Raw genomic sequence first — 24,020 nt, forward strand, 5'->3', positions numbered from 1 at the left:
GATCAGGAGACCCCGTTGAAGTCCGATGCCTTCAGGTTATGGGTGCCCGCGATCATCAGTTCGAAGTCTTCTTCCGGATCGGCGTTGACGTTGCCGCGCAGCACCGTGAAGGCCTCGCCATCGATGGTCTCGTGGCTGACGGCGATCTGGCCTGCAGCGGTGATCGAGCCTGCCTTCAAGGCGAAGCCCTGAACACCGGCAACCGACGTGTTGGCGTCGATGGCCGAGAAGTCGATCTTGTCGCCCGGCTGGAAGCCGTAGATCTTGTCGCCGTTGGCTGCTGCCGCAGAGGTGAAGCGGAAGATGTCTTCGCCAGCGCCGCCATCGATGATGTTGACGGCGAGCGACGCGGTGATCGTGTCGTGGCCGGAACCGCCGATGAAGTTTTCGAAGCCGTAGACGGTGTCGTTTCCGGTGCTCGATCCCACGACGCTGCCTCTGCCCATGAAGCCGTTGCCGAGATCGACCGTGAGATTGGTCGTGGCCGCTGCATAGTCGAGCGTGTCGTTGCCATCGCCGCCCCAGTAGGTATCGGAGCCGTCGTTGAGCTTGGCGAGGATGAGGTCGTTGCCGGCACCCGCCCATACCTGGTCGTCGCCTGCGCCGCCTTCGATGACGTCGTCGCCATCGTCGCCATAGAGCCGGTCGGCACCCGCATCGCCGAAGATATGGTCGGCATCGGCGCCGCCATGGATCTCGTCGTCGCCGTCGCCGCCCGAGGCGACATCGGCACCCGCGCCGCCGGTGATGAGGTCGTTGCCGCCTTCACCGCGAAGGATGTCGCTGCCGGCTTCGCCGACGAGGATGTCGTTGCCATCGCCCGCCAGGATGATGTCGGCCGCTGCCGCACCAAGCAGAGCTTCCCCGGCTCCGGTGCCGATCAGTGTGCGGGGCGTGGCCGGAGCCGTGCCTTCGCCGCCGGACGGCTGCTCGCCGTTGTCGTCGTCATCACCGTCATCGCTACCTTCCTGCTCTTCTTCCTCCTCCTCTTCGTGGTCGTCGTCACCGGGATCAACCGGCGGTACGGACCCTTCAGGACCGACGAAGGTGATCGAGCTGCCGTCACGGGTCATCACCGTGCGCCCTTCGTCATCGACAGTCGTTTCGAAGTCTGCGGCGGTGAGGCCCTCAGGCAGTTCGATGACATCCTGCGGACGCAGCGTGCCGACGATCGTGTCGTGACCGCCGTTCGAGCGGAAGACGATACGGTGGGCGGACTGCAGCGCCGAGATGTCGATGACGTCGTCGCCATCGGTGCCATCGATGGTGATGGTGTTCAGCGCCAGGCTGGTCTGCGAGAAGTCGCCGATGACGGTGATGGTGTCGCCACCGGTCACACCGCCAGTCGGCGTGCCGTCGTCGAGCGTGATATTGCCGACGGTGATCTCCTCGATATTGTCGAGCTCGGCGATGACGGAGGCGTTGTCGGTACCGTTGCGGGTGATGACGATTTCAGTCGTCGCCATCAGCCCGGTGATGCCGGCAAGTTCGGCGGCCTGCCGCGTATAGATGCGGAAGGTCTCGTTGCCGCCCTGGCCGGTGCGGCCGTTGAGGTCGAACGTATCCGTGCCTGCGCCGCCATCGACGATGTCGCGGCCGTCTGTTGCGCCGTTGTTATTGGCGTTCCAGACGATGGTGTCGTTGCCGCCACCGGCGAGGATAATGTCGTTGCCGGTGCCGCCGTCGAAGGTGTCGCCGTCGTTGTCGCCGATGAGGATGTTGTCACCGGCGGTGCCGTTGACGCTGCCGGTATCACGGGTAACCGTGACGCTGGCCGTGTCCGTCACTGCACCGTCGCTCACCGTGTAGGTGAAGGTGCGCTGCTGCGTCGTCGAATGGGTGACGTTGACATCGCCGGCCGCATTGACCGAGACGGCAAAGCTCGTCTGGTTTTCCGTCGCGCCGGTAATGTTGAGAACGCTATCGACGTCGGTGTCGTTGGCGAGCAGCGCCCATTCCGGAACCGTGAAGTTGCCGGTTTCGACGTTGGTGATGATGTTGTCATTGCCCGCAACGGGTGCATCATTGACCGCGGTGACCGAGATCGTCGCCGTCGATGGATTGCTGTTCATCAGGCCGTCATTGACGACGACGGTGATGACGCGGGGCACGGTTCCCGGCTGATCGGAGTTGTTGCCGAAGGAGATCGCCTGTATCGCCGCCTGGTAAGCAGCAAGGGTGGCAGTACCCGTCAGCGTGATCGCGATCTGGCCGGCGACCGACGTGTCGGTCTGCGCCGTGATGCCTGCCGGAAGCGTGCCCGCGCTCAGCAGGTCGCCATTCTGGGCGTTGGTCAGAACTATCCTTGCGGAGACGATCTGGCCGTCTTCGTCGGTGATGGTAGGGCCGGAGGCGATGGCGATCGGGTCGCCATTCTCCACAAAGGTCGCCGCGTAGTTCGTCGAGGGTGCGGCTGCCGGGCGGGTGAACTCGATCGCGACATTGTCGATATTGACGATGTCGTTATTGCCGAGTGCGGTTGACGTGAAGCGGATGATCGCGCCTGCCGTAAAAGGGCCAGTCAGGTCGATGCTCCGTTGGTCGCTGTTGGTGCTGGAGTTGATGAGATCGACCTGGATGAAATTGACGCCATTGGCGGCAAACCAGACCGTGACGCTGTCGCCCTGATCGAGGCCGCTTTCGTCGACATCGTAGGTCAGGCGAGCCGATGTTGCTCCGGCAAGGTTGGCGACACGCTGGACCGTGGCACCGTTGCCATTTTCGTCGAAGACGAGTTCGCCACCAGTGACGAGTACATCTCCACCTGTTGCGCCACCGCTATCGCTGCTCTCGGTCCACGGTGTGGTCCAGGGCGTCGTGCCATCGGAGCCGGTGTAGTTCGACGGCTCGAAGTTATCGAGGTACTGGCCACGTTCGAGGGTATAAAGCTGCAGCTGCGGAGGGCTGAGCGAGTATTCGCCGTCGGCAAAGCGCAGCTTCTCGATATTGAAGAGGCGGTCGGTGCCGTCGGAAACCGGGTTGCCGACGGTTTCCTCTTCGCCATCCGGGCCGCCGTCTTCGTCGAAGCCGGTATGGGCGACGGTGATGCTGCCATCCGCATTCTGGGTGATCGTGTAATTGGCGCGGACGTCGGTATAGACAGCCGTGTCGATGTCGCCTTCCTCCTCGCCGTCGATGATCTCGCGGACGATCTCCAGCTGGCTCGGGTTGAGCGTGCGGTCGAACATCAGGTCGCTCAGCGACCGTCCACCGAACATCGCGTTACCGTCGTCGTCGAAAACGCCCTTCGACAAACCGTCGGACGAGCCGATCTCGTTGCCGTTGAGGTCGTTGATGCGGATGCGGACGTTGAGCCAGCGGTCGCCGTCGATGATGTCGTCGCCGGCGAGGCCGGTGATGACATCGTCACCGCCACCGCCGAGCAGAATGTCGGAGGCATCGGCCGTATCCATGACAATGGTCTCGGTGACGCCGTTGACCGTCACACTGGTGCGGGCGCGGTGCGCCACGAGCTCGGAGAGACCGGCGATCAGGCTGAGGTTCTTCTCAAGCAGCGCGTTCGAGTAGCTTTCGAGCGGGCTGCCGGTGCCGGGGATCGCTGCGGTGTTCTGCAGTTCCGCCCGGGCATTGGTCGGGGCGACGCGGCCGGTGAGCACATCGTCATGGATCCAGCCGGACAGGCCTTCGACGAGATCGAAGCGGTCGCGCAGGATGAAGGCTTCCTGGGTGGCGAAGAGCGGGATGCCGAGATCGGAATTGGCCGCCGTGTCGTCGCCCTTGTGGATCGCCCAGTCGAAACCGGCCATGCCGTTGCTGCGCTGGATGCCATCGCCCTGGAACATGATGTCGTCGCCGGATTCGGCGTCGTAGTCGGTGTCGCTGCCGTCGCCGTTCAGAACGTCGTGACCGATGATCGAGGAGTTGAAGAACAGTTCGGAGTTTTCACCCGAGAGCGTGTCGAAACGCCCGCCGCCTTCGATCCAGTCGTTTCCTTCGTTACCCATCAGGAAGTCGCCGCCGTCGCCGCCGCGGATGAAGTCGTCGCCGAGGCCGCCGAGCACGTGCTTGCCGTCAGGACCGGCAATGATGAAGTCCTTGCCGTCGTTGCCGAAGATCAGCGCCAGACCGCTGCCGCCGTGGATGACGTCGTTGCCGCCTTCGCCATGCAGGAAGTCGGCCGCGCCGATATCGGTGCCGGCATTGGTGATGATGTCGTCGCCGTCGCCGCCGTGGACATGATCGACGCCGTAGCCTGCTTCGAGCGTGTCGTTGCCGCCATAGCCCCAGATGGTGTCGTCGCCGTCGCCGGCAATGATCGTGTCGTCTTCATCCGTGCCGCCCATGACGACATGATCGCCGCCGTGATAGGCCATGTAATCGAGATCGCCATCGCCATCGGTGTCGCGGCGCACGACCAGCGGGGTGAGGGCCTGCAGGATCGGATCGGTGAAGATCGGGTCATCGCCGACCTGTTTGCTCTCATCCATTTCAAGCGTGTAGTCGGGCGTCGAGAAGATGTCGCCCGGCAGAGAGGTCGTGCCTGCGCCGAGATCGGTGTTGCGCATGATGATCTTGCTCAGCGAGTTGTTTTCCAGCTCGTTGAGAAGGTTCAGGCCTTGAACGCGGGAGAGGTAGTAGAAGCGGTCGGCTTCCTGCAGGTTTTCCATCTGCAGTTCGAAGACGAAGGCGAAGGTGGAGCCCAGCATGCCGCCGAAGTCCATCTTCTTCTCGGCAAGGCCGCCGATCCAGAGGTCGATGTCGTTCAGGCCGGTCTCGGCATTCGCCCAAGCGCCGGTCGAGTTCAGGAAGTCGAGGCGGTCGGCCGGTGCGCCTGCCGTGTTGAGCACGATGGAGGCTGCTGCGGCGCGCTTGGCGTCGAGCGTCGTTGCACCGGTGATCGACGAATGCGTGCCGTAGGCGGCGATGAAGTTGACGATCGAGGCGGTGTTCTGCAGGTTCAGCGCAAAGTCCGTCCAGCTGACATAGGGCTTCAGCTGCGTGTCCTGGCCGGCGGCCTGATAGAACTGCGCACGTGCCTCGTTGAGCGTCGGCAGGCCGACGTCGCGGCCGCGGGCGATGTTGAGGGCAGCAAGGTCGAGCGGAATGCCGACCAGCTGGTTGCGCAGCACGTCGGTGACGAATTCGTCGATCTCGTTGCCGCCCTGGCGGGTCATGCCGCGGATGATCGCGCCGGCTGCCTGGTCGTGATCGATCAGTACGTCGCCGTTGGCATCGACCTCGCCGAGTTCGAGTGGATTCAGGAAGCCGTCGAAGAGGGTGATGTTGTCGAAGCTGAAAGTGCCGTCGGGATTTTCGACGAGACGGTCGATATCCTGGTTCAGCATCGAGTGGCCGAAGCGGTAAACCGCATGGGCGAATTCGGCAAAGATCGCCGGGTTGATATCGGTCGACGGCTCGAAGAGGAAAGCGTCGATATCCGGCTGCATCTTGCGGCCGAATTCTTCAAAGACCAGATGCTGATACTGCATCTCAGTCGTGAAGCGGCCGGCCTGGAAGAGGCGCTCGCCGTTCCAGACGAGTCCTTCGAGTTCGGCTTCCGTCGTCGGCAATGTGGTGATCGGCTCGAGGAGCCACTGGTTGATGAAGACCAGATCGGCGCTGTCGAGGACGACCTGCTTCGTCTGTTCGACGACGCTGTTGTGTTCCGAATGGAAGATGTGGTGGATCGAGGTGAGGCCGATGTTTTCGTTACCGCGGCCGTCGCCGGTGATGTAGTGGGCGTCGAGCAATTCGTTGTCATACTCGACATTCTGGCCGCGTGTGTTCGTCGCAACCGGATTGCCGGCGATGTCATCGGCATCGGCTACAAGCACGCCACCGACGACTACGGGAACGGCGGCATGGGCGATATCGTCGAGGAAGGCATGGCCGATGCGAACGGCGCCGGCTGTGCTGGCCGGGGCGCCCGGCGTGCCGGAGACGATGATGTCGTCAGCCGTGTTCGGGATGCCGTCGGCGCCAATGCCGGTGATGATCTGCGCATAACCGTTGGCATCGGGGATGAAGCGGCCATAGGGATCGGTGCGCAGCAGCGGGATGTTGGTGACATCGGCATCCGTCAGCTCGATGCCGAGCATCTCGCGGGCCTGTTCCTTGATGTCGGCCCAGGTCGGCAGGCCGCGGGCGCCGTCGAGCAGGTTGCCGGTCGCGACCGGCTTGCCGTCGTGCATGACATATTCGCGCAGGAAGACCTGATGCGAGGCATGCGACGTATAGGTCTGGTTCTGGTCGACCCAGGGCGTCGTGGTGTTGGCGGCGACTTCGCCGTCCGGGGTGCGGCTGGCGCGGGTCAGAACCATGAAATTGGTATGCGGCGATGCCGGATTGTAAAGCGGGTCATCCGGCGACAGCGGGATATAGACCGTGCCTGCGCCGCCCTTGGCGACGAGATCGAGGCCGTGGTCGAAGAACTGGCCGAACAGTGTGAACATCGAATTGTACGGCGCGGAATCGCCGATATCGGGCGAAACGTTTTCGAAGGTGTAGACGTAGACGGGCGTACCCGCCGCGGCGAGAATGCTGCCGTCGGGACCCATGACATTGTTCGCATGGACCACGGTGATACCGTTGGCGTCCTTCATTTCGGCGCGCGTCGCCGTCTTGCCCTCGGCGAGCATGGCGTCATAGACCATGATCGCGGCCGGGTTATTGCTGGTCTGATCGACGATCAGGTTGGAGATGATGCGCGGATCGGCATCGACGACGGTGCCCGGCGCCAGCATCGGGTTGCCGGTCGGCGTGCCCGGCGTATAGTTGCCGTTGGTCAGGTAAACCGGATTGGCCGGTGTCCCGAACATCTGTGTGTCGTCGTTCTCGTTGAGGTAGTTCGGCTGCACCAGCGGCGTGAACGGCTGGTCGGCTGCGCCCCAGGTTTCCTTGCCGTCGAGCAGATTATTGTAGCTGCCGTCGACTGTCCTGAGACCGTAAGGCAGGAGATGCGCCTGCGGCGCACCCGTTCCGGTCGCGCCAGCTGCTTCGCCGGCTTCGGCGACGAGAGCCGCGAGGTCGCCACCGGCCGCATGCTGTTCGGCGATGGCGATCTGCTTCAGGATGAATTCGAGATCGTGTCTTACCAGCGTTACCATTTTCCCCTCCGTCGGCGCGCTGTCCCGGCGCCTGATGTTTGCAAATTTCCCCTGTCCGCCGGATCGCTTGACGATTCCGGCGGCTCGATATGCCCTTGATCTGTCTAGAAGCCCGCCTTGCACGGCTGGCTTGGGATGATGCGATCTTGCGGAAAATTGCCGGGGTTTTGAACGGCGCATGGTCGGACGATGTTTTCGATGTTCGTCCACCGGCGGAGCAGGTCTTCGGTCCTTATTACTCCGGGAGCAAAGTCCTATGATGAATTGGCCTTTGGTCTGATAGAATCGGCCTGCGCCTATAGTATAAAAATGGTCCTTTCTTTCGCGCCGCAATACTGCGACGATAGAAGCCTGATCGGCATTGGGGGACGTTTTGCCGAGTGAATACTTTAGGGTGGGGATATTAACGTGCATGAAGAGGTGAAGGAGCCTGCGCAGCAGCGCTCGCGGCTGTTCACGCATGTGATCGCCTGGGTGGCGCACCGGACGCTTTCGACGCAGTTTCTGATTGCGAGCGGCCTCGTCATTCTGATCGCCACGCTCTCGGCCGGCTATCTGACGACGCGACTGGTGTCCGACAAGGCGCTGAACAGCAAGGCGGGGACGACAGCGCTTCTGGTGCAGAGCCTGACGGAGGCGGAGGTCCAGGCGCTGGCGCTCTCGAAGGTTCTTCCGGCTGCCAGCATCGAGCTTCTGGATTCGCTGTTCGACGATCCGGATTTCAAGGCGCGGTTTCCGCATCTGGAAATCTGGGCGACCGATGGGACAGTCGCCTATTCGCGCGCAAAGCCGATGATCGGCCAGCGTTTCGAGTTTCCCGATGGGCTGCAGCGGGCATTGAAAGGCGAGATCGTCGCTATCTATGCCGATCTCAAGGCCGCCGAGCACACGTTCCGCAACATCAATACGGAATATCTGGAGATCTACAGCCCGCTCCACGACCAGGCTTCCGGCCGCATCATCGGCGTCGCCGAGATCCATGAGGAGCCGAACAGCTTCATGGGCGAGCTCGCCCGGCTGCGGATCGTCACCTGGGCGACCGTGGCGCTGTTTTCCTTCGTTGTCATGCTCGGCCTGTTCCTGATCGTCAGGCGCGGCAGCCGGACGATTGAGACCCAGCGCCATGCGCTGAGCCATCGCGCCGAGGAGGCGGAACTGGCTTCCAAGGAGCTGATGGAGCTGCGCGATACGGCGCGGCGCGCCTCGATGGAGCTCGCCAACATGAACGAGACCTTCATCCGCCGCATCGGCGCCGATCTGCATGATGGTCCCGTTCAGCTGATGACGCTCGCCATCCTGCAGCTCGACGAGCTGCGGGACCTGACCCGCAAGGATGAACGCGACAGGGCTCTCGACGCGACGAACAAGGCGCTGGGCGAAGCGCTCATCGAAACGCGCACGGTGACGAAGTCGCTGCTCCTGCCGGAGATCCTGCATCTCTGGGCCAAGGATGTGGTGGCCGAAGCGATCAAGCAGCACGAGGCGCGCACGCGAACCAAGGTCGCATTCACCTCAAGCGGCACGAATGCCGATCTGCCCCCGGCGCTGAAGACCTGCATCTACCGCTTCGTGCAGGAGGGGCTCAACAATGCCTACCGACATGCCGGCGCCAACGGTCAGCGTGTCCGATGTCGCATCGACATGCCGGTCATCTCGATTTCGGTCGAGGATGACGGTCTGCCTCCGGGGACGCTGCCGCTTGCGGCGCGCGAAGGGGGAATGGGGCTTTACGGCCTTCGCCAGCGCATCGAAAGCTTCGGCGGGTCGCTGACCATCGGCAAGCGCCCGGATGGCGGGATGGTGCTGACAATGACGCTGGAACTGCAGCAGGCGGATGCCGCCGCCCATTGAGCCGGAACTAGCCGAATTGATAGGTAGCTATAAGCATAGATGTGGAATAGACACAAATACGATGAAGTTAACCAAGCATTAAAATCCAGCTTTATGTTTTGCTCTGATTACATTAGAGCTGTTGGATAGAAAGACGAGGGGGTTATTCGTCATCATGTCTATCTCGGTCGCGTTCGTAGATGATCATCCAATATTACTGGATGGACTGGTTAATCTTTACTCCGCTAAGGATGACCTCCGGGTCACGGCGCGCGGTGAGAATGCCATCGACGCCCTGAAGATCGTCGAGGAGCATCGTCCCGATGTCCTCGTCACCGATCTCAGCATGCCGGGCGACACGCTGGCGGCGCTTGAGCTGATCCAGAAGAATTACGAAGGCACCAAGGTCGTGGTCTTCACCGCGACCGCCAATATCGACACGGCGATCCAGGTTCTCAATCTCGGCGTCTGCGGCTATGTGCTCAAGGGCAGCACGGCGCGCGATCTCTACGAGGCGATCAAGACCGTCCATGACGGCAGCACTTTCATCACGCCGGGCTTCGCCACCAAGGTCATCCTGTCGATGAAGACGGCTGAAATCCGCCGCAAGGCGCAGATGCAGAAGCGGCTCAGCGCCCGCGAGGAGCAGATCGTCACCTACCTGCTGCAGGGCAAGACCAACCGCGAAATCGCCAGCATGCTCGACATCAGCGAGAAGACCGTCAAGCACTACATGACGCTGCTGATGCAGAAACTCGACGCCCGCAACCGCGTCGAAGTCGTGCTTGCGGCGCAGAAGCTGCAGGCGCCGGTCGAGACCAGCGCTCCACAGATGTTGTCATAGGCCTATGGCCTAACGCGGCTCCTGAAGTAGGGCAGGCTGGCCAATTTTCTTCGGTAGCAGAGTGTGAGAGGGGAGCAAACGCGGCTGGCATTGACCCCCGCGTTTACTCCCCATTCACCATGTTCGCTGGATTTCCCCACTTTCCTCCGTGCTGTTGGCAAACAAATTATTGACGCTGATTTTGACTCGCGTACTATATCTAGTGTTCGAGGTTCTCACGATTCGTAGGGGTCGTGGGCTAAGACGGGAATTCGGTGAGACCCGCTGCAAAGCGGGACAATGCCGGAGCTGCCCCCGCAACTGTAAGCGGCGAGCATCTGTCCCATTTCGGGTCACTGGGTCATGAAGACCCGGGAAGGCCGGGATGAATGTGATGATCCGCAAGCCAGGAGACCTGCCTTGAGCGAAAACGTCCACGGGCGGGGTGTCCGGCTGGCGAGCGATGAGATGCGCGCATGATGCGGCTCTTCGCTTCCTCCGGTGTGTCCTGCATGAGCCACTTCGGGGTGAAGTCTTATGTCTTTGAGTTTCAGATCATACCGGCGCGAATGACGGGCTGCTGACGCCCGGCAATCGGTAACGGCTGCCTTCCATTTCGGTCTTCCCAAACGCGGATATCGGCGGATGTCCGAACGATATCCCATGCCTTCCAGTCACGAGGTTTTCCCAATGAGCATCACCGTCTACAGCAAGCCCGCCTGCGTCCAGTGCACCGCGACCACCCGCGCCCTCGACCGCCAGGGCATCGACTACACGATCATCGACGTTTCCACCGATAGCGCTGCCTACGAGCTGGTGCAGGGCCTCGGCTACCGCCAGGTGCCCGTCGTCATCGCCGGCGAGCAGCATTGGGCCGGCTTCCGCCCCGACATGATCAGCGCGCTCGCCTGATCGGCCGCAGCGATGGGCGAGATCGTCTATTTTTCCAGCCGGTCGGAGAACACCCATCGTTTCGTCGAGAAGCTCGGCCTTCCCGCGCAGCGCATCCCCATCACAGGCGCGACCCTGCAGGCAGGGTCGCCCTATGTGCTTGTCGTCCCAACCTATAGCGGCGAGGGCGGCAAGGGGGCCGTGCCCAAACAGGTGATCCGTTTCTTGAACGATGCGGCAAACCGTTCGAACCTTCGCGGCGTGATCGCTGCGGGCAACAGCAACTTCGGCGAGACCTACGGGCTTGCCGGCGACATCATCTCGCGCAAATGCCAGGTGCCGTACCTCTACAGGTTCGAGCTTCTCGGCACGGCCGACGACGTCGCCAATGTCAAACACGGATTGGAACGATTTTGGACACGGCAGTTCTCGAGCGCCCCTTGAAGGCGCAGGCCGCTGACGCCGCGCTGGATTATCACGCGCTGAACGCGATGCTGAACCTCTATGACGGCGAGGGAAAGATCCAGCTGGACAAGGACCGGCAGGCGGCCAAGCAGTATTTCCTGCAGCACGTCAACCAGAACACCGTCTTCTTCCATAACCTCCGGGAGAAGCTCGACTATCTGGTGACCGAGGGCTACTACGAGCAGGAGGTTCTGGACCAGTATTCGTTCAATTTCGTCCGCGATCTCTTCGATCACGCCTACGACAAGAAATTCCGGTTCCCGACCTTCCTCGGTGCCTTCAAATATTACACCAGCTACACGCTGAAGACCTTCGACGGGAAGCGCTATCTGGAGCGCTACGAAGACCGCATCTGCATGGTGGCGCTGGCGCTGGCGCGGGGCAACGAGGCGCTCGCCCGCGACATGGTCGACGAGATCATTTCCGGCCGCTTCCAGCCGGCGACGCCGACTTTCCTCAATGCCGGCAAGAAGCAGCGCGGCGAGCTCGTCTCCTGCTTCCTGATGCGGGTCGAGGACAATATGGAATCGATCGGCCGTTCGATCAATTCGGCGCTGCAGCTTTCCAAGCGCGGCGGCGGCGTGGCGCTGTCGCTGACCAATATCCGCGAGGCCGGTGCGCCGATCAAGCACATCGAGAACCAGTCGTCGGGCATCATTCCGGTGATGAAGCTCCTGGAAGATGCGTTTTCTTATGCGAACCAGCTCGGCGCTCGGCAAGGGGCCGGTGCGGTCTATCTGAATGCGCATCACCCCGACATCATGCGCTTCCTCGACACCAAGCGCGAGAATGCCGACGAGAAGATCCGCATCAAGACGCTGTCGCTCGGCGTCGTCATCCCCGATATCACCTTCGAACTCGCCAAGAACAACGAGGACATGTACCTCTTCTCGCCCTATGACGTGGAACGCGTCTACGGCGTGCCCTTCACCGAGATTTCGGTCAGCGAAAAGTATCGCGAGATGGTGGCCGACAGCCGCATTCGCAAGAAGAAGATCAAGGCGCGTGACTTCTTCCAGGTGATCGCCGAAATCCAGTTCGAGAGCGGCTATCCCTACATCATGTTCGAAGACACGGTGAACAAGGCGAACCCGATCGCCGGGCGCATCACCATGAGCAATCTCTGCTCGGAAATCCTGCAGGTCAGCGAGGCCAGCGAATATAACGACGATCTGTCCTACAAGCATATGGGCAAGGATATCTCCTGCAATCTCGGCTCGCTGAACATCGCCGCGGCGATGGATTCGGCCGATTTCGGCAAGACGATCGAGACTTCGATCCGGGCGCTGACGGCGGTTTCCGACATGAGCCATATCTCCTCGGTCCCGTCGATCGAGAAGGGCAATGACGAGAGCCACGCCATCGGTCTCGGACAGATGAACCTGCACGGCTATCTCGCCCGCGAACGCATCCATTACGGCTCCGAAGCGGGCATCGACTTCACCAACATGTACTTCTACACGGTGACCTACCATGCCGTCCGTGCTTCGAACCGGCTGGCGGTCGAGCGTGGCCAGAGCTTCAAAGGTTTCGAAAATTCGAAATATGCGTCCGGCGAATATTTCGACAAATACACAGAGCAGGAATGGAAACCGGCTACGCAGACGGTTGCTGACCTGTTCACCAATGCCGGTATCGAAATTCCCACGCAGGAAGACTGGATGGCGCTGAGGCAAGCGGTCATGTCGGGTGGTCTCTATAACCAGAACCTGCAGGCCGTGCCGCCGACGGGATCGATCTCCTACATCAACCACTCGACCTCCTCGATCCACCCGATCGTCTCGAAGATCGAGATCCGCAAGGAAGGCAAGATCGGCCGCGTCTATTACCCGGCAGCCTTCCTGACCAACGACAATCTCGACTATTACCAGGATGCCTACGAGATCGGGCCGGAGAAGATCATCGACACCTATGCGGCAGCGACCCAGCATGTCGACCAGGGCCTGTCGCTGACGCTGTTCTTCCGCGACACCGCGACGACCCGCGACATCAACAAGGCGCAGATCTACGCCTGGAAGAAGGGCATCAAGACCATCTACTACATCCGCCTTCGCCAGATGGCGCTGGAGGGCACGCAGGTGGAAGGGTGTGTGTCGTGCACGCTTTGATCCCTCAGCTTTAATGTTCTGAGCAAGCGGCCCCCTCACCCTAGCCCTCTCCCCGGGGGGAGAGGGGATGTTGAGCGAGACGCCGCCGCGGTATCCCTTCTCCCCTCGGGGAGAAGGTGCCGGCAGGCGGATGAGGGGGCTACAGATGAATTCCTTCCAAAGGGCACACTATGAACATCGCCGTAAAACCAATCAGCCGCATCCGCGCCATCAACTGGAACCGCATTGAGGACGACAAGGACCTCGAAGTTTGGAACCGCCTAACCGGCAATTTCTGGCTCCCTGAAAAGGTGCCGCTATCGAACGACATCCCCTCCTGGGCGACGCTGAAGCCCGAGGAGCAGCAGCTGACCATCCGCGTCTTCACCGGGCTGACGCTGCTCGACACGATCCAGAACGGCGTCGGCTCGGTGAAGCTGATGGCGGATGCCGCGACCCAGCATGAAGAGGCGGTGCTCTCCAACATCTCCTTCATGGAGGCCGTGCACGCACGCTCCTACTCGTCGATCTTCTCGACGCTCTGCCTGACGCCGGATGTCGACGACGCCTATCGCTGGTCGGAGGAGAACGAGTTCCTGCAGCGGAAGTCGGCGCTGATCATGGAGCAATATGCTTCGGGCGATCCGTTGAAGAAAAAGGTCGCGAGCGTCTTCCTCGAAAGCTTCCTGTTCTATTCCGGCTTCTATCTGCCGATGTACTGGTCGAGCCGCGCCAAGCTCACCAACACCGCCGACATGATCCGCCTGATCATTCGCGACGAGGCGGTGCATGGCTACTATATCGGCTACAAGTTCCAGCGCGCCGTCGAGCGCCTGCCGGAGGCGAGTCGCCAGGAGATCAAGGACTTTGCCTTCGATCTGCTGCTGGAGCTCTACGACAACGAGGCAAAGTATACCGAGGCGCTCTATGACGGCGTCGGGCTGACCGAAGACGTCAAGAAGTTCCTGCATTACAACGCCAACAAGGCGCTGATGAACCTCGGCTATGAAGCGCTGTTTCCGCCGGAAGCCTGCAAGGTCAATCCGGCGATCCTGTCGGCGCTCTCGCCGAATGCCGACGAGAACCATGACTTCTTCTCTGGCTCCGGCTCGTCCTACGTCATCGGTAAGGCGGTGGCTACCGAAGACGAAGACTGGGACTTCTGAGAAGCCTCAGTTAAGCGATGCGAGGTCGCCGCTGTGGCCGCCGACCTCGACGGTGGCCGTCAGGCCGGCGATCAGCTTGATGTCTTCGGGCACCTTGTCGAGATTGATGCGGACGGGAACGCGCTGCGCCAGGCGCACCCAGCTGAAGGTCGGGTTGATATTGGCAAGAAGGCCCGTACCCGAGGTGCGCTCGCGATCCTCGATGCCGGTGGCGATGCTGTCGACATGGCCTTCCAGCGTCTGGCGATGGCCCATCAGATGGATGGTGACGCTGTCGCCGACATGGATGCGCGGCAGCTTGGTTTCCTCGAAATAGCCTTCGACGCGCAGCGAGTCGGTATCGACGAGTGCGACCTTCGCCGTTCCCGCCGTCACGTAGTCGCCCGGGCGCAGGCTGAGGTTCGAGACCGTGCCGTTGACGGTGGCCTTGACGGCCGAGCGGTCGAGATTGAGCTGGGCCAGATCGCGGTTGGCGACGGCCTGGAGGTAGGTGGCTTCCGCCTGGTCGGCGGCGGTGCGCGCCTGTTCCTTCTGCTGCATGGAAGCAGCGTCGCCGAGCCGCTCCTGGCGCTCTGTCTCGCGGCGGGCCTGTTCGAGGGCCGCCTTGGCGCCTTCGAGGGCCGCTTCGGTCTGAGCGAGCGCAATCTTGAACCGTTCGCCATCGACGCGGAAGAGGACGTCGCCCTTCTTGACCGACTGGTTGTCCTTGACCGCGACGTCGCTGACGAGGCCGGACACATCGGGCGCGATGCCGACGACATCGGCGCGCAGGCGCGCGTCGCGCGTCCAGGGTTCATCCATGTAATGCACCCAGAGGCCATGGCCGGCATAGGCGGCAGCGGCAACGAAGGCGAGGGTGACGATCAGGCGGGAGATTGATTTTAGCGTGTTCATGCGAAGTACCAGCGTGTCAGAGAGGAGACCGCTCCAAGGAGCAGCACATAGAGGGAGAGATCGAAGAGGCCGCGGTGCCAGACGAGCGAATAGGCGCCGAGCCAGCTCAGTCCGCGGCGGATGATCATCACGAGAAGAAGAGAGAGCACCATGAGAACGAGGAGGCGCGGCACATAGACGCCATAAAGATCGAATTCGGCAGGCATGACAGTTTACTCGGCTGCAATCTGAAGAGGGGTGGGGATGGTCTCGGGCGCCGGCCAATGTTCGGGTGGCGGCGCCTCGGGGAAGAGTGCGCGGCGCAGGCCAACCAGCGCGTCTATGTTGTCGCGGGTCTCAGCCTGTTCATGGGCGATCGTTCCCAGGCTGTCGTCGATCGCTGCCCGTAACGTATCGGGCGGATCGATCGCCTGACCGGCGTCGAGCCTCGAGCGGTAAAAATCGGAAACGCCTGTAAGCACGCGGCCGATGGAGACGGCGCTCGCGCCGCTCAGTTCCTTCCGCTTCGTCTGCAGCATCAAGACGTTGAAGCCGAGACGGACATCGGCAAAGCCGTCGACCTTTTTCAGCTCCCGGTCTTCGACCGCGGCAAGGCGCGGAACGAGTTGGCCGAGGCGGTCGAGAATACGTCCGGAAAGCCGCTCGTGATCGGTGCGCCGCTCGCCGGCTGCCGTTTCCGCCAGATCCTTCCATCCAGCACGCACCAGCCGCCAGGCGGCAAGTTCGGCGCCGAAGGGTCTTGCGATCAGCGTCCAGACGAGGGCAAAGCCGATGCCGGCAAGGGCTGCGATCGCCTCATTGGTGAAGGTCGTGAAGTCGGACGTATAGCGATCCTGCAGGGCAATGAAGCTTGCGCTGTTCACCGAAAGCAGCATCGCCAGCATGTTAAACTGCGGGCGGGTGATCAGAAGGCCGAGCAGCAGGAATGGCGGGGCGAAGGCCACCACCAGGAGCTCATAGGAATTGACCGCCGGCAGGATGGCAAAGATGTAGGTGAAGGAGATGACAAGGCTCACCGCCGACCAGATGAACATCGAGCGGATGAAGGGTGCTGGGCGATCCATCGCCGCAAAGAACGAGCAGGCGACGGCCGCCATGGTCACGAAGCCCGCGCCATTCTGCCAGCCGGTGAAGATCCAGAAGAAGCAGGCAACCGCAATGCCTGCCACGACCGAACCGGCGGCAAAGGCAATCAGCGCAAAATCATAGTGCCGGACGCGGCCGACCACCTGGCGATGGCGGAAAACCGGATGCCAGGGGCCTGCATGACGGCCGCTGGCGATCTCGTCGCGCAGCGTCAGGCAATCGTGCCAGAGATCGACGATCTCGCCGAGGCGGGCGAGGGCGCTGCGATAGAGGAGCGCATTCCAGCCGGTCTCGCTGCTTTCGGATGTCTGCACGTCATCGATGCGGCGGCGCAGCCTGGCGCCTGTTCCATCCGGCTTTCCGGCGCCGCCCTGCTGCAGCCAGGATGCGGCGTCGTTGAGCAGAACGGAAAGCGCCGGCGGCAGCTCCTGTCCTGATGATTTCAGGGCATGGAGGCGGTCGGCGAGGGAGGAAAACAGTGGTAGCAGCATCAGCAATCTGCCGCGCAATTCGCGCGAATGGCGCGCGATATCGCGGCCGTTGGCATCATGGCCGAGCTGGCTGATGACGAGATCGAGGCCAGTGACGTCGGAGGCGAGCTTCTGCCGCTTCAGCGGGGTCGCGGGCGAGGCGCCTTCGCCGCGCAGGATCTCGTCGGCCCAGCTTCCGGCATCGTCGAGCCAGGTGGTGATGCGCTGGCCAAGCAGCGAGCTGACGCTGGCCGGGAAGACGACCGCACTGACGAGGCTGGCGCAGACGATGCCGATGATGATCTCTTCCGAACGGGCAAGCGCCGTGTCGAAGACCGTTTCAGGTGAGCCGACGGAGGGCAGGGCGATCATCGGCAGCGAATAGCCGGCCAGCATGAAGACATAGCTTCTGGCACTGCGATCAAGCATCGAGATGAAGAGCAGCGTGCCCGTCCAGAGGGCGACGACGATCGACAGCAGTTCAGGAGCGTTGACGAAGAGGGGAACGAAGAACACGGCCGCCGACGCGCCGAGCAGCGTGCCGAGCGCGCGATAGAGCCCCTTGGAGCTCGTGGCGCCCGCCAGTGGATTGGCCACGACATAGACGGCCGCCATCGCCCAATAGGGTCGCGGCAGATCGAGCGAAAGCGCCACGAAAAGCGCCAGCATCGACGCAAGGAACGCCTTGCCCGAAAACAACCAGTCACGCCATCCAGGTGTCACGACGCTGCCTCGATTTCCTTTTCGATGGCGCCTGTCTGCGTCACGTCGATATTGTCGAAGGCCTGAAGCACACGCACGGCGGCTTCGAGGTCAGCCTTGCTGACGTCTTGCATGATGCGTCCGCGCAGCTCGTCGAGCACGGCTTCCATGCGCGCCGCAAGCGCGCTGCCTTCTTCGGTTAAGTAGAGACCCTTGGCCCGGCGGTCGGCCGGGTCGTCCTTGCGCACGACAAGACCGAGCGTCTCGAGCTGGTCGAGAAGGCGCACCAGCGAGGGGCCCTCGATGCCGACATGGCTTGCGAGCACCACTTGCCGGACACCGCCGCCGAGGCGGCCGATCCAGAGCAGGGGGGCGGCGCAGGCCTCGGAAATTCCGTGGCTGCTGAGAGCGAGGTCGACCGCACGGCGCCATTGGCGGCCGGTCGAAAGCAGGTTGGCGGTAAAGACGCGCTGAAGGCTGTTGTAGGAGGTCATGCGGCGCATATAGCATCAAATTCGATAGGATTCAAATTATTCGCTATCTATTTTATCCGCTGCGGGGATTTGGCCAGTCGTGGTTACCAGAACCTTTCAGATCGCCGTGAAGCCGTTGTCGACGAAGAGATGGACCCCGTTGACGAAATTCGAGTCGTCGCTGGCGAGGTAGAGCGCTGCGCGCGCCACATCCTCGGGCTCGCCGATCCGGCCCTGTTGGGCGGCGATCGCCGCGTCGGAGACATCGACGCCGAGCTTCTGCAGCTCTGCGACCTCGCGCAGGCCATGCGGCGTGCGGATGAAGCCGGGGCAGACGGCATTGCAGCGGATGTTGCGGTCGCGGAACTCGACGGCGATCGCCCGGGCAAACATATGCACGGCGCCCTTTGTCGTGTCGTAGAGCACTTCCATCGGCGTTGCGGCAACCGCCGAGATCGACGAGGTGCAGACGATAGAGCCGCCACCTGATGCAATCATCTTAGGCAGCACGGCCTTGGTCATCAGGAACATCGAGCGGACGTTGACGCCATGCAGCCACTCCCACTCTTCGAGCGTCGTTTCCAGGAACGGCTTGATGACGATCGTGCCGGCATGGTTGAAGAGTACCGTGACCGCGCCGAACTTCTCCTCGACGCCTTTCACCGCATCATTGACGGCCTTCTCGTCGGAGACATCGGCGACCCAGTATTCGGCGGTACCACCGGCATCCCGGATAGCCTTCACGGTCTCGGCGGAGGCTGCCTCGTTGCGGTCGATGATCGCCACCTTTGCGCCCTCGGCCGCAAAGAGCTTCGATGCCGCCCCGCCCATGCCCGTCGCGCCGCCGGAAATGATCGCAATCTTGCCTGCCAGTCTTCCAGCCATGGGGACGTCTCCGTGTTTGATGTGAATGGGTTCAGTTTGCCGTCGAAATTCCCGAAGAGCGCAGGTCGCGACGGAAATCGGAGGGCGACATGCCGGCGATGTGCCGGAAGGATTTGTTGAAAGCGCTGATCGAACCGAAGCCGCTGTCCATGGCGACCTGCAGCACGTTGGCCTCCTCGCTCATCAGCATCGCCTGGGCGCGCGAGAGCCGCAGCAGGTTCACATATTTGCTGAGCGTCATGCCGGTCGATTTTTTGAACAGGTTCATCGCATATTTCGGATGAAGATCGGCGGCGCGAGCGATATCGATCGTGTCGATATCCTCCATGAAATTGGCGGCGATGAAATCGCACATGCGTGCGACATTGCGCGACGACTGCGCGTAGGGCGGATCGTTCTCGGCAAGGTCTGCGCCGAGGCCGATCATCGAATAGGGTTCGAGCAGGATGCGCTCGATGCGCAGGAGCAGCTCGTCGACGGCGTGCTGCGACTTTGCCGGATCGCCGGAGGTCGCGTAGCGGTGCCAGCGGGCGAAATTCTCGTTGTCGGCGGCATCGGTCGCCGAGGTCAGCATGGTCGCACCGCGCATCAGCTGGCTGGAGATGGCGACCGGCAGGCGCATGCGGAAAAAATAGACGAGCGGCAGATGGGCGCCCGCATAAATCGAATCGTCGGATGATTCGTCCATCTGATGCGGCTGGCCGCCCCAGAACAGGCACATCTCGCCAGCCTTCAGCGAAAATTGGTGGTCGCTCATCCGGTAATGCACGGTGCCGCGCATCACATAGTTGACCTCGACCTGCGCGTGCCAGTGGGGCATGACCATGACGGGCGGATGGGCGTGGAACATCTGCAAAGCGGTGGGTAGGCCCTCGATGCTGCTCGCACCCGGCTGATAGATGGCTCTTCCCGCGACCTTACTTTCCGCCAAATCCATATTCCCTTTTTAGGAGACAGCCGGTGCCTGCAAGCTAGTGTAGGCACGTTCGCTAAGGGACGGCAATTGAAAAGGGAGGATTTTCAATGCGCTTCAATCTTATCGGTGCGACGGCTGCTGTCGCGCTTCTTGCTTCCGGCTCCGCTTATGCAGAGCAGGGCACGCTCACCATCTGGAGCTGGAACGTCGCCGCATCGGCGCTGAAATCCACAGTGGAAGGCTTCAACAAGAAATACCCCGACGTCAAAGTCGACGTTCAGGATCTCGGCAACCAGCAGGTCTTCGACAAGATGCTGGCCGCCTGCGCCGCCGGAGGAGACGGCCTGCCTGACATCGTCACCGTCGAAAACTTCGAAGCGGAAATCTTCTGGAACCGCTTCCCGGATTGCTTCACCAACCTGAAGGACCTCGGCTACAACGCCGATATCCAGGCGAAATTCCCCGACTTCAAGCGCACCGAGCTGGAAGTGGGCGATGTCGCCTACGCCATGCCGTGGGATTCCGGTCCCGTCGCCGTCTTCTACCGCCGCGATTTCTATGAAAAGGCCGGCGTCGATCCGGCAAGCATCAAGACCTGGGACGATTTCATCGCTGCCGGCAAGAAGATCTCGGAAGCCAATCCCGGCGTCGTCATGGCCCAGGCCGATTTCAACGGCGACAGCGAATGGTTCCGCATGATCTCGAACGAGCAGGGCTGCGGCTACTTCTCCGAGGATGGCCAGTCGATCACCATCAACAAGCCCGCCTGCGTCGCGACCCTCGAAAAGGTCAAGCAGATGAAGGATGCCGGCACGCTGACGGCCGCCATCTGGGACGAAAAGATCCAGGCAAACACCGCAGGCAAGGTTGCCAGCCAGATGTATGGCGGCTGGTATGAAGGCACGATCCGCTCCGGCTCGCCCGATCTTTCCGGCAAGTGGGGCGTCTACATGATGCCGAGCCTGACGGCTGATGGCCCGCATGCCGCCAACCTCGGCGGTTCGTCGCTGGCGATCGCTGCCAATTCCGAAAACAAGGAAGCGGCCTGGAACTACATCAACTACGCGCTGGCCACCAATGAAGGCCAGGTGACGATGCTGAAGTCCTTCGGCCTTGTTCCCTCGCTGCTCTCTGCCGTCCAGGACCCGTTCGTCAACGAGCCGCAGCCCTATTGGGGCGGCCAGAAGGTCTGGGCCGACATTCTCTCGACCCTGCCGAAGATCGTGCCGAGCCGCGGCACGCAGTTCCAGACGGATGCGGACGCCATCTACAAGGCATCGCAGACCAAGTATTTCGCCGGTGGCTATCCGGATGCCAAGGCAGCGCTTGACGACGCTGCCAAGCAGATCGCCACCGCGACGGGTCTTCCGGTCGCAGAATAAGTGACGAAGCCGGGCGCCCCGCGCGCCCGGCGCTCCATCCCCCGGGATGGCTCGTTGCGTCTGTGAGGAGGAAAATATGCCGATCCGCAACCGGAGCGCCTACGCGTTCCTCGCGCCCTATCTCATTGTTTTCGCCACCTTCTGGGTGTGGCCGATCATCAGTTCGTTTCTGATCTCGTTTCAGAATACGCGCGTCAATCCGTGGAAGTTCAGCCTCTCGGCCAATTGGGGGCGCCTGTTCGGCGACCCGGCCTTCTACAACGCGCTCTATAACACGCTGATCATACTGGTTATCCAGGTTCCGGTGATGATCGCGATCGCCACCGTTATGGCGGTGCTGCTGAATTCGCCGCTCCTGAAGCTGCGCCCGCTCTTCCGCTTTGCGTTCTTCGCGCCCGTCGTCGTCGGCGAGGTCGCCTATGCGGCCGTCTTCCGGCTGATGTTCAGCATCGATTTCGGCATCGTCAACAAGCTCATCACCTCGGTCGGTCTGCCCGCCGTCTCCTGGTTCGACAATGCCAATGCCGCCATGGCGCTCGTCATCATCGCGGTGACCTGGCGCTGGGCGGGCTATAACGCCATCATCATCCTGGCCGGCCTGCAGTCCATTCCAGACGATGTCTATGAAGCCGCGACGCTCGATCGCGTCAGCAAGACGCAGCAGTTCTTTCACATCACCCTGCCACTGCTGAAGCCGATCATCCTCTTCTGCGTGGTGCTCTCGGTTATCGGCACGATGCAGCTCTTCACCGAACCGTTCCTGATCACCAATCGCGGCGGTCCGGGTGGTGGCACGGAGACGCTTGGCCTGCTGCTGTACCGCCAGGGGTTCCTGTCGCTGAACTTCGGTTATGCGTCAGCCGTCGCTTACACAATGGCAGCGCTCGCCGTTGCAATCTCGCTGCTCAATCTGTGGGTCGGGAGGGAGCCGAAATGAAATCCAAATCGCAATCGCTTCTCCTCAGAAAGATCGCGCTGCATGCGGTGCTGACGCCGCTGGCGATCATCTGGCTCTTTCCGCTCTGGATGATGTTCATCTTCTCGACCATGCCCGACTACGGCATCTTCAGCCCGGAGATCGTGCTGCTGCCGTCGACGAATTTCGTCGCGAACTTTAGGGATCTGGAAGCGCAGACCGGCTTCACCCGGGCGATGTTCACCTCGATCTCGGTCGCCGTCATCTACACCGTGCTTTCGGTGCTGCTGACCTCGATGGCAGGCTGGGCGCTGGCGCGCTACCGCTTCGCCGGGCGTTCTGTCGTCGTCGCCATCATCCTCGGCACCATCACGCTGCCCTTTGCCGTGGTCGTCATCCCGCAGTTCATCATGGTGGCGCGCGAGTTCAAGCTGGCGAATACCTGGGTGGCGCTCATCGTTCCGCCGCTCTTCAATTCGCTCGGCGTGCTCTTCATGCGCCAGTCCTTCTCGATGATGCCGAACGAGCTGTTCGATGCGGCGCGCGTCGAGGGCGTCAAGGAATGGCAGATCTTCCTGAGGATCGCGCTGCCCTTGGCGCGGCCGACCATGGCGGCGCTCGCCATCATCCTCTTCCTGGTGTCGTGGAACAACTATCTCTGGCCGCTGCTGATCAACTCGCGTCCGGCGATGATGACGGCACCGGTGGCATTGGGAACCCTGATCGGACTTACCAAGGTGTCCTGGGGCGGCATCATGGCGGGCGCCACGATGCTGACCGCGCCGATCCTCATCGTCTTCGTGCTCCTGCAGCGCCACTTCATCGCCGGCATCGCTGCCGGCGCAATCAAATAATCGGGGAGCCGCATGGCAGAGCTTTCACTCACGAACGTCATCAAGCGCTACGGCGCTCTCGAAATCATCCATGGCGCCAATCTGGAGGTCAAGGACGGCGAGTTCGTCGTCTTCGTCGGCCCTTCGGGCTGCGGCAAGTCCACGCTCCTGCGCATGATCGCCGGGCTCGAGGATATTTCCGGCGGCGAGATCAATATCGGCGGCAAGGTGGTCAATGATGTCGAGCCCGCCGACCGCGGTATCGCCATGGTCTTCCAGTCCTATGCGCTCTATCCGCATATGACGGTGGCCGAGAACCTTTCCTTCGGCCTGCGCATGAACGGCAATCCGAAGGAGGATACCGAGAAGCGCGTCCAGCACGCCGCCGGTATCCTGCAGATCAACGAGCTCATGCAGCGCCGCCCGAAACAGCTCTCCGGCGGCCAGCGCCAGCGCGTCGCGATCGGCCGCGCCATCGTGCGCGAGCCCGAGGTCTTCCTGTTCGACGAGCCGCTGTCGAACCTCGATGCCGAATTGCGCGTTCAGATGCGCGTCGAAATCTCCCGCCTGCACAAGCAGCTCGGCACGACGATGATCTACGTCACCCACGACCAGACGGAAGCGATGACGCTGGCCGACAAGATCGTCGTGCTGCGCGCCGGCAATATCGAGCAGGTCGGCGCGCCGCTCGATCTCTACGACGATCCGGCAAACCAGTTCGTGGCCGGCTTCGTCGGCTCGCCGAAGATGAATTTCATCAAGGCTGTTGTCACAGGCAAGGGTGCTGCGGGACTGACGATCGCGCTCACCGCAGACAAGAATGTCCGGTTGACGCTGCCGCTTACCGCGTCACTTACCGAGGGCACCGAAGTGACGCTCGGCGTCCGTCCGGAGCATTTCGGCGATGCCGGCAAGGGCGATGCCGACCTGACTGTCAGCGTCGATGTCGCCGAGCATCTCGGCAATACCAGCTACATCTACGCAACGCTCGGCGGCGAGCAGCTCATCATCGAGCGGCCGGAATCGCGCGCCACCGGCAATCGCGACAGCCTCACCGTTTCGCTCTTCGCCAAACGCAGCTTCCTTTTCGACAGCACGGGCCAACGCCTGCGCTGACCATCCGCAATCCCAAGA

General features: G+C 61.9%; 17 protein-coding genes and 1 riboswitch. Of the genes, 10 read left to right on the forward strand and 7 right to left on the reverse strand.

Annotation, left to right across the window (positions count from 1 at the left end; all coding sequences use genetic code 11):
• Positions 1 to 2: 2 nt before the first annotated feature.
• Positions 3 to 7,067: a peroxidase family protein gene (locus ABIE40_RS22635; protein WP_199625842.1), complete on the reverse strand. Its 7,065-nt coding sequence runs from the start codon at positions 7,065 to 7,067 to the stop codon at positions 3 to 5.
• Positions 7,068 to 7,475: 408 nt separating this feature from the next.
• Here ABIE40_RS22635 and ABIE40_RS22640 point away from each other — a divergent pair, with 408 nt between their 5' ends.
• The 6 genes from ABIE40_RS22640 to nrdF all read left to right on the forward strand — a co-directional run bounded on the left by ABIE40_RS22640 (position 7,476) and on the right by nrdF (position 14,329).
• Complete coding sequence (locus ABIE40_RS22640; RefSeq protein WP_354541117.1) at positions 7,476 to 8,918, forward strand: sensor histidine kinase; 1,443 nt, start codon at positions 7,476 to 7,478, stop codon at positions 8,916 to 8,918.
• A 154-nt stretch (positions 8,919 to 9,072) separates the two neighbouring features.
• Positions 9,073 to 9,741 carry a response regulator gene (locus ABIE40_RS22645; protein ID WP_199625843.1) on the forward strand — a complete coding sequence of 223 codons (669 nt, stop codon included), beginning with the start codon at positions 9,073 to 9,075 and terminating at the stop codon, positions 9,739 to 9,741.
• 192 nt (positions 9,742 to 9,933) lie between these two features.
• Positions 9,934 to 10,157: riboswitch (cobalamin riboswitch) on the forward strand.
• 253 nt (positions 10,158 to 10,410) lie between these two features.
• Positions 10,411 to 10,632, forward strand: a complete 222-nt coding sequence (gene nrdH / locus ABIE40_RS22650) for a glutaredoxin-like protein NrdH (RefSeq protein ID WP_109462202.1) — start codon at positions 10,411 to 10,413, stop codon at positions 10,630 to 10,632.
• A 12-nt stretch (positions 10,633 to 10,644) separates the two neighbouring features.
• Positions 10,645 to 11,055, forward strand: a complete 411-nt coding sequence (gene nrdI / locus ABIE40_RS22655; protein ID WP_199625844.1) for a class Ib ribonucleoside-diphosphate reductase assembly flavoprotein NrdI — start codon at positions 10,645 to 10,647, stop codon at positions 11,053 to 11,055.
• Positions 11,025 to 13,184, forward strand: a complete 2,160-nt coding sequence (nrdE, locus tag ABIE40_RS22660) for a class 1b ribonucleoside-diphosphate reductase subunit alpha (RefSeq protein WP_199625845.1) — start codon at positions 11,025 to 11,027, stop codon at positions 13,182 to 13,184. Before nrdI ends, nrdE begins: the two co-directional genes overlap by 31 nt.
• 170 nt (positions 13,185 to 13,354) lie before the next feature.
• Positions 13,355 to 14,329 (forward strand): class 1b ribonucleoside-diphosphate reductase subunit beta, encoded by a 975-nt coding sequence (nrdF, locus tag ABIE40_RS22665; RefSeq protein WP_130280857.1) that lies wholly within the window; start codon positions 13,355 to 13,357, stop codon positions 14,327 to 14,329.
• A gap of 6 nt (positions 14,330 to 14,335) precedes the next feature.
• On the opposite strand, the gene ABIE40_RS22670 is transcribed toward nrdF, so the two are convergent.
• The 6 genes from ABIE40_RS22670 to ABIE40_RS22695 form a co-directional block, all read right to left on the reverse strand.
• The gene (locus ABIE40_RS22670; protein WP_199625846.1) at positions 14,336 to 15,223 is read right to left on the reverse strand and encodes an efflux RND transporter periplasmic adaptor subunit; all 888 of its coding nucleotides are present in this window, start codon (positions 15,221 to 15,223) and stop codon (positions 14,336 to 14,338) included.
• A complete protein-coding gene (locus ABIE40_RS22675; RefSeq protein WP_199625847.1) occupies positions 15,220 to 15,429 on the reverse strand; it encodes a DUF1656 domain-containing protein in 210 nt (69 codons plus the stop codon). Before ABIE40_RS22675 ends, ABIE40_RS22670 begins: the two co-directional genes overlap by 4 nt.
• 6 nt (positions 15,430 to 15,435) lie before the next feature.
• On the reverse strand, positions 15,436 to 17,448 hold the full coding sequence (locus ABIE40_RS22680) for an FUSC family protein (RefSeq protein WP_199625915.1): 2,013 nt from the start codon (positions 17,446 to 17,448) through the stop codon (positions 15,436 to 15,438).
• Between the two features lie 50 nt (positions 17,449 to 17,498).
• The gene (locus tag ABIE40_RS22685; protein WP_112718646.1) at positions 17,499 to 17,975 is read right to left on the reverse strand and encodes a MarR family winged helix-turn-helix transcriptional regulator; all 477 of its coding nucleotides are present in this window, start codon (positions 17,973 to 17,975) and stop codon (positions 17,499 to 17,501) included.
• A gap of 96 nt (positions 17,976 to 18,071) precedes the next feature.
• A complete protein-coding gene (locus ABIE40_RS22690) occupies positions 18,072 to 18,839 on the reverse strand; it encodes an SDR family NAD(P)-dependent oxidoreductase (protein WP_112718562.1) in 768 nt (255 codons plus the stop codon).
• Positions 18,840 to 18,870: 31 nt separating this feature from the next.
• On the reverse strand, positions 18,871 to 19,776 hold the full coding sequence (locus ABIE40_RS22695) for a helix-turn-helix domain-containing protein (protein ID WP_199625848.1): 906 nt from the start codon (positions 19,774 to 19,776) through the stop codon (positions 18,871 to 18,873).
• A gap of 86 nt (positions 19,777 to 19,862) precedes the next feature.
• On the opposite strand from ABIE40_RS22695, the gene ABIE40_RS22700 reads away from it, so the two are divergent.
• The 4 genes from ABIE40_RS22700 (at position 19,863) to ABIE40_RS22715 (ending at position 24,002) form a co-directional block, all read left to right on the forward strand.
• Positions 19,863 to 21,137, forward strand: coding sequence for an ABC transporter substrate-binding protein (locus tag ABIE40_RS22700; protein ID WP_112718558.1), 1,275 nt, complete (start codon positions 19,863 to 19,865; stop codon positions 21,135 to 21,137).
• A 76-nt stretch (positions 21,138 to 21,213) separates the two neighbouring features.
• Positions 21,214 to 22,074, forward strand: a complete 861-nt coding sequence (locus ABIE40_RS22705; RefSeq protein ID WP_112718556.1) for a carbohydrate ABC transporter permease — start codon at positions 21,214 to 21,216, stop codon at positions 22,072 to 22,074.
• Positions 22,071 to 22,907: a carbohydrate ABC transporter permease gene (locus ABIE40_RS22710; RefSeq protein ID WP_112718554.1), complete on the forward strand. Its 837-nt coding sequence runs from the start codon at positions 22,071 to 22,073 to the stop codon at positions 22,905 to 22,907. The genes ABIE40_RS22705 and ABIE40_RS22710 overlap by 4 nt, the downstream gene beginning before the upstream one ends.
• A 12-nt stretch (positions 22,908 to 22,919) precedes the next feature.
• On the forward strand, positions 22,920 to 24,002 hold the full coding sequence (locus tag ABIE40_RS22715; RefSeq protein WP_199625849.1) for an ABC transporter ATP-binding protein: 1,083 nt from the start codon (positions 22,920 to 22,922) through the stop codon (positions 24,000 to 24,002).
• Positions 24,003 to 24,020 lie beyond the last annotated feature (18 nt).

It is taken from the genome of Rhizobium sp. OAE497, assembly GCF_040546565.1.
In the GTDB taxonomy this organism is placed as follows: Bacteria; Pseudomonadota; Alphaproteobacteria; order Rhizobiales; family Rhizobiaceae; genus Rhizobium.

Bases quoted from the DNA above. Each gene is read 5' to 3' on its own strand.
- nrdF (WP_130280857.1), top strand. From the start codon at position 13,355: ATGAACATCGCCGTAAAACCAATCAGCCGCATCCGCGCCATCAACTGG.
- ABIE40_RS22700 (WP_112718558.1), top strand. From the start codon at position 19,863: ATGCGCTTCAATCTTATCGGTGCGACGGCTGCTGTCGCGCTTCTTGCT.
- ABIE40_RS22645 (WP_199625843.1), top strand. From the start codon at position 9,073: ATGTCTATCTCGGTCGCGTTCGTAGATGATCATCCAATATTACTGGAT.
- nrdI (WP_199625844.1), top strand. From the start codon at position 10,645: ATGGGCGAGATCGTCTATTTTTCCAGCCGGTCGGAGAACACCCATCGT.
- ABIE40_RS22680 (WP_199625915.1), bottom strand. From the start codon at position 17,448: ATGCTGGCGCTTTTCGTGGCGCTTTCGCTCGATCTGCCGCGACCCTAT.
- ABIE40_RS22685 (WP_112718646.1), bottom strand. From the start codon at position 17,975: ATGACCTCCTACAACAGCCTTCAGCGCGTCTTTACCGCCAACCTGCTT.
- ABIE40_RS22710 (WP_112718554.1), top strand. From the start codon at position 22,071: ATGAAATCCAAATCGCAATCGCTTCTCCTCAGAAAGATCGCGCTGCAT.
- ABIE40_RS22690 (WP_112718562.1), bottom strand. From the start codon at position 18,839: ATGGCTGGAAGACTGGCAGGCAAGATTGCGATCATTTCCGGCGGCGCG.
- ABIE40_RS22715 (WP_199625849.1), top strand. From the start codon at position 22,920: ATGGCAGAGCTTTCACTCACGAACGTCATCAAGCGCTACGGCGCTCTC.
- ABIE40_RS22695 (WP_199625848.1), bottom strand. From the start codon at position 19,776: ATGGATTTGGCGGAAAGTAAGGTCGCGGGAAGAGCCATCTATCAGCCG.
- ABIE40_RS22670 (WP_199625846.1), bottom strand. From the start codon at position 15,223: ATGAACACGCTAAAATCAATCTCCCGCCTGATCGTCACCCTCGCCTTC.
- ABIE40_RS22705 (WP_112718556.1), top strand. From the start codon at position 21,214: ATGCCGATCCGCAACCGGAGCGCCTACGCGTTCCTCGCGCCCTATCTC.
- ABIE40_RS22675 (WP_199625847.1), bottom strand. From the start codon at position 15,429: ATGCCTGCCGAATTCGATCTTTATGGCGTCTATGTGCCGCGCCTCCTC.
- nrdH (WP_109462202.1), top strand. From the start codon at position 10,411: ATGAGCATCACCGTCTACAGCAAGCCCGCCTGCGTCCAGTGCACCGCG.
- ABIE40_RS22635 (WP_199625842.1), bottom strand. From the start codon at position 7,067: ATGGTAACGCTGGTAAGACACGATCTCGAATTCATCCTGAAGCAGATC.